This window comes from Microcystis sp. M049S2, assembly GCF_020245625.1.
Lineage (GTDB): Bacteria > Cyanobacteriota > Cyanobacteriia > Cyanobacteriales > Microcystaceae > Microcystis > Microcystis ichthyoblabe_A.
This window is the reverse complement of record NZ_JADBUN010000024.1, coordinates 1-6,438: the sequence shown is the minus strand read 5'-3', so window position 1 is coordinate 6,438 and position 6,438 is coordinate 1. Positions and strand designations below refer to the sequence as shown.

The 6,438-nt window shown below is 37.8% G+C and carries 1 protein-coding gene; it reads left to right on the top strand.

The features are described 5' to 3' along the window. Positions 1-79 precede the first annotated feature (79 nt). Positions 80-6,301, top strand: a complete 6,222-nt coding sequence (locus IM496_RS01905) for a putative Ig domain-containing protein (protein WP_287661074.1) — start codon at positions 80-82, stop codon at positions 6,299-6,301. Positions 6,302-6,438 lie beyond the last annotated feature (137 nt).

Sequence of the window (6,438 nt, the reverse complement as noted above, 5' to 3'; positions counted from 1 at the left end):
CAAAATTAATTACACATATCTAACCCCCTCTTGCCTTTTGCCTCTTGCATGAGTGCCTATCTTTACTAGGAAATTAATTTTGCACGACTACTTATTATACGCCGCGAGCGGCGGGGAATTAGACCCGAAGAGATTAAAAAATCCCTTTAACCTTGTTCGAGATAGTAACCAAAATCTATTATTTTCTACTAACTTCAAATTTTCTATTTCTGAATCTAGCGGGCTTGGGGATGAAGATGGTGAAGGTGCGGATGGTATAGCTTTTATTATCAGTCCAACAGATACCATTGGTAGTGCAGGGGGAGGAATTGGTTATGAAGGCTTAAACAATACTGTTGTTGTTGAATTAGATACATTTAATAATGGTAGCCAAGATCAAAATAATGGCAATCATATTGGTATTAATGTTAATGGAAGTACAACTTCTCTTGTCCAAGCTAATATTCCTACTCGCTTCAATAATGGAGAAATTTGGAATGTTTGGATTGACTATAATGGCTCGTCACAATTACTAGAAGCTAGAGTCTCTCAAGACTCTAATCGCCCTACACAAGCCACTGTTTCCGCAACAATTAATATTGCTGAAATTCTCGGACAAAATGAGTTTTTTGTCGGTTTTACTTCTGCTACAGGGGCAGGATTAGGAAACCATGATATTCTTTCCTGGACATTTATTAACAATGAACCTGCTTTAGAAGGAATTACCGTCTATCTTGACTCAAATAATAATGGCACTTTTGATAATCATGAGCCTAGTCAAATCACCGATGAAAATGGAAAATATCAATTCACTGGTTTAGAAGCAGGTACTTATATTGTCAGGGAAATTGTAACCACAGATTATAAACAAACTTATCCTGGTGGACAACCTACAGATTCTCTAGGAGATGGTTTTGCTGATGTTATTCTTGACTACTTTAACAGTGGAGCAGGAACGTTTAATGAACCTTATGGAGCAGATAATGATGGAAATGGCCCTGTTTTAGTCAGTGTTGATATTATTTTAGGAAGTGATACTTTAGGAGCATTATCACTTCCTACAGGCTCTTATGTAACTGTTGGTTTTACTGACGAAATTATTATTGATAAACCAGGTAACGATATTTTTATTCCAGAAATCGGATTTGCTGGAGAACAAGCAGAAGTTTACGTTAGTTCTAACTTAGAAGATTTTGTCTTACTTGGAATTGGAGATGGCGGAACAACTTCAATTTTTGATCTTGCTTCAATCAATTTTACCCAACCAGTCCGAGCTATAAAAATTGTTGGACTTGACAATAATGGACTAAGCCCAGGTTTTGATGTTATCAATGTACAAGGATTACCGGATAGTATTGCTAGTCCAGATTTTTATACTATAAAACTCAAAGATGGAGAAACTGTTAGTAACATCAACTTTGGCAACCAAAAAATTGATCAACCTATCCCCAATCAAGCTCCCGTATTCACTAGCACAGCGCCTCAAACTGCCCAAATAGGACAATTATTAACCTATCGAGCCACTGCTACCGATGCCAATAATGACAGGTTAACCTATAGCTTACTCAATCAACCTGAAGGCATGGCAGTTGATGCAGAAACTGGTAGCTTAATTTGGCAACCGAAACAAAATCAAATCGGTAATAATCGAGTAGTTTTGCGAGTGTCTGATGGTAAAGGAGGCATTGCTACTCAAGAATTTTTCCTCAATACTAAAGGTATTAACACCCCACCGCAAATTATCTCCTCTCCTAACACCGTTACCCTGATTAATAATACCTACAGCTATGAAGTAAGAGCCACTGATTTTGATAATGATACCCTAACCTATAGCCTGATTAATCCCCTGGAAGGGATGACCATTAATACCAATACTGGACTAATAGCATATACCCCTACTAAGTTAGCAAAACAAACCGTTGAAATCAAAGTTAGCGATGGTTTTGGTGGGACCAATACCCAATCCTATCAATTACAAGTTTTAGCCACATTAGGCAACAACTTACCTAGTATTACCAGCACACCCAAAATTATCATTGGTGCTGGGGGATTATATCAATACGATGTCGAGGCTAATGATCCCGAAAATACCGCTATTAGCTACAATTTAACGGTTAAACCCAATGGGATGACTATTGATACCAATACAGGTTTAATTACTTGGCAAACTCAAAACACCACTAACGGTGATTTTCAAGTTACAGTCACAGCAACGGATGCAGATGGTGGGATTGCCTATCAAAATTACTATATCCGAGTTACTCCTAATCAAGCACCGATTATTAATTCTCAGCCGTTAGAATTAGCTCAATTAGGCGTTACTTACAAATATGATGTTATTGCCAAAGATGCAGATAACGACACTTTAACCTATAATCTTTTACAAGCGCCTCAAGGTTTAACAATTGATCAATTTGGCCGTATTCGTTGGCAATCTGCATCCCAAAATCAAGGTATTTATCCTGTGACGATTCAAGTCAGCGATGGACGCGGGGGAATCACCACTCAAACCTATAACTTAACCCTTAGCAATGATGATATTACTAATCCGGTAGTGGAATTAGGCTTTAATAGTAATTTGATCAATATTGGTCAAAGTATTAATTTCCAAGTTCGAGCAACGGATAATATCGAAGTTAAAACCCTCACTTTAACGGCTAATACAACTCCGCTAACCCTTAATCCCAATAGTCCCAATGGACAAATTAATACTGCCACTTTTGTCGGTCAAAAAGCAGGACTTTATCAAATTATTGCTACTGCTACCGATGCAGCCAGTAATCAGGATACAGAAACAATTGAAGTGCGGGTACTTGATCCCAGTGATACCGAAGCACCTGTTGTTGAAATTAACAAAACTAACTTAGAAGCCACCCAAGGCATTATCAAGTCACCTACAGATATTATTGCTACCGTCACAGATGATAACCTCGAATTTTATCGAGTGGAAATTGCCCCGATTGAAGCAGTTGATTTAAGCAATATCGGGGAAAATGATCCAGATTATACTTTATTGACAAAAGGCACTCAAAATGTTACTAATCAGCAGGTAGCTAATCTAGATACTCGTTTGTTGGCAAATGGAAGTTATCTAATAAAAATTACCGCTTTTGATTTTAGTGGTAATGGTAATGTTCAAGGCGTTATTTTAAATGTGACAGGACAAAATAAACCGGGTGACTTTTCTTTAGAATATACTGACCTATCTATTCCTTTAACTGGTATTCCCATTGAAATTATTCGTCGTTATAATAGCTTAGAAAGTGCAAGCCAAGGAGATTTTGGCTATGGTTGGGATTTAGGTTTACAAGATGCCAAAATTGTCGAGTCTTCCCCTGATGGACGAGATTTAAGTGAGGCTAATTCCGATTTATTTGGGACTTCTAATACCTTCTCCGTCGGGACACGAGTAACTTTAAATACTCCCGATGGCCGCCGCGTTGGATTTACTTTTAATCCCGTACCAGTTTCTGCTAGTTTCTTCGGTGCAATTTATGCTCCTAGCTTTACTCCCGATGCAGGGGTATTTGATAAGCTAGAAACAGAAAACTCTCCTTTAACTATTCGTAGTGACGGTACTGTAGGAGCATTTTTATTCAGTTTTCTTGGTTATAATCCCTCGCAATATAAATTAACCACCAAAGATGGAACGGTTTATAACTATGATCAGAATTTTGGTTTAATTGATGTCACCGACAGAAATGGCAATAAATTAACCTTCTCCGATGAGGGTATTATTAGCTCAACGGGTGCTGAAATTGACTTTATTCGAGATGCTCAAGGTCGCATTACTGAAATTATCGATCCTGATGGTAAATCTATTAAATATGTTTATGATAGCAACGGTGATTTAATTGAGGTGATTGACCGCACTAATAACACCACCGAGCTAGTTTATGATGACCCCAATCGTCAACACTTCTTAACAGAAATTATTGATCCCTTGGGACGCAGTGCGACTCGTACTGAATATGACGAAAATGGACAAATCAGCAAAATTATTGACGCTAACGGTAATGAATTAAATATCACCTTTGATAATGCTACTAATAGCCAAACTGTTAAAGATCCTTTTGGTAATAATATTACCCGGGTTTTTGATGCTCAAGGTAATGTTATTCAAGAAGTTGATCAATTAGGGGGTATTACTTTACGCACTTACGATGAAGATAATAACCTGTTAAGTGAAACCGATCCCGAAGGTAATATCACCAGTTATACCTATGATAGTCGAGGTAATAAGCTGACAGAAACCGATGGGGAAGGTAACAAGAAAACCTTTACTTATAACCAAAGTAACGACATCTTGACAGAGACTACTGCTTTAGGTTTTGTCACCACTTACACCTATGATAATAACGGTAATCTCACCAAACGGGAAGACACAGAAGGTAATGTTACTGAATATAAATATGACTCCTTGGGACTTTTAACTACTGTCACCGATGCTAATGGTAAAATTAGTAACTTTAAGTATGATAATCGTGGTAATTTAACTGAATTAACCGATCCTACGGGAGCAAAAACCACCTTTACCTATGATAGTAATGGACGAGTAGCGAGTGTTACTGATGCTTTAGGTGCTATTACTAATTATATCTATGATGCTCAAGGGCGCTTGATTGAAAAAGCTGATCCTGAAGGGAGTAGTTGTGGTTGTGCAAGGGGTATTACTAAAACCGAATATAACGCCGCTGGGGAAAAAGTAGCAGAAATAGACGCATTAGGAAGACGCACAGAATACCGTTATAATGATCGTGGTTTATTGATTGAAACCATCTTACCTGATAGCACTCCTGATAATTTAAGCGATAACCCTCGCACCCAAAATGAATACGACGCTTTAGATCGTGTAACGGGTTTTATTGATGAATTAGGACGTAAAACTATCTATGTTTATGACGCATTAGGGCGAGAAATTGAAGTAATTTATCCTGATAGTACCCCTGACAATTTAACCGATAATCCCCGCACTAAGAAAGAATACGATAAAGCTGGGCGAAAAATTGCCGAAATTGACGAATTAGGTAATCGTACCGAATTTAATTATGATCAAGCTGATCGCCTTTTAACTGTTACTAATGCCCTCAATCAAATTACCAGCTATAATTATGATGCAGACGGGCGACAAATTGCCAAAACAGATGCGTTAGGGCGCATCACTGAGTATGATTATGACGAGCTTGATCGTCTTCTTACCACAACTTATGCTAATAATACGGTAATGACTACCACTTATGATCCTTTAGGACGAGTGATAGCAGAAACAGATTTAGCCGGAAATACCACTAATTATGAATATGACGCTTTAGGAAGACTAACGGCGGTAATTGATGCTTTAAATCAACGCACTGAGTATAAATATGACTTAGTGGGTAATTTAATCGAGCAAAAAGACGCAAATGGTAATATCACTAAGTTTGAATATGACAGTTTACGCCGTCTAAAAGCTACCATCTTACCTGGTGGACAACGTAACGAGACAATTCACGATAAAATCGGTAATTTAATTAAAGTAACTGACTTTAACGGAGCAGTCACCACCTATAAATATAATGAGCGTAACTGGTTAACCGAAAAATCCTTCTCTGATGGTACAGCTACGGAAACCTTTACCTATACCTTGACGGGGGAATTAGCTACCGTTATCGATAACCGAGGGATGACAAATTATGTTTATGATGAGCGTGACAGATTAATTAGTCGTACCGAACCCGATAACCGTACTATTAGCTATACTTACGACAAGGCTAGTAATATTCTTACCTTAACCGTACCTTCAGGCACAACTACTTATACTTATGATGTGTTGAATCGCCTTGATACTGTTAAAGATGCCGATAATGGAGTAACAGACTACGATTATGATACGGTGGGTAATTTGATTAAAACAGTCTTCCCCAATGGGGTGATTGAAAATCAACAATATGACTTATTAAATCGCTTAACCTATCTCGAAAACCGCAACGATACGGGTATTATTTCTAGTTATACCTATACCCTAGATGCAATGGGTAATCGGGTGAAAGTGGTAGAAAATGATGGTCGTACAGTGGAGTACAATTATGACAATCTCTATCGTTTAACTCAAGAGAAAATTACTGACACTGTAGCAGGTAACAAAACGATTACTTATAGTTTTGATGCAGTAGGAAATCGTTTAGAAAAAGTCGATTCAGTGGCAGGTAAAACCACCTATAACTATGATAAAAACGACAGATTATTAAAAGAAATCCTTGGCGGAAATATTACCCAATATCAATACGATGATGAGGGTAATCTCCTTGCTAAGGTAGAAAATGGCGCAACTACCACTAATTAGGGTTGGCTGAATAATGGTAAAAACCTTACAGGAAAGGGCTTTTAGCTTGATTGAGAGCTTCCCAAATGCACTTAAATCTGCTAGAATCTCTTAAAACCCTTGCATCACCCTTGCATCACCCTTGCATCTTCTCTAAT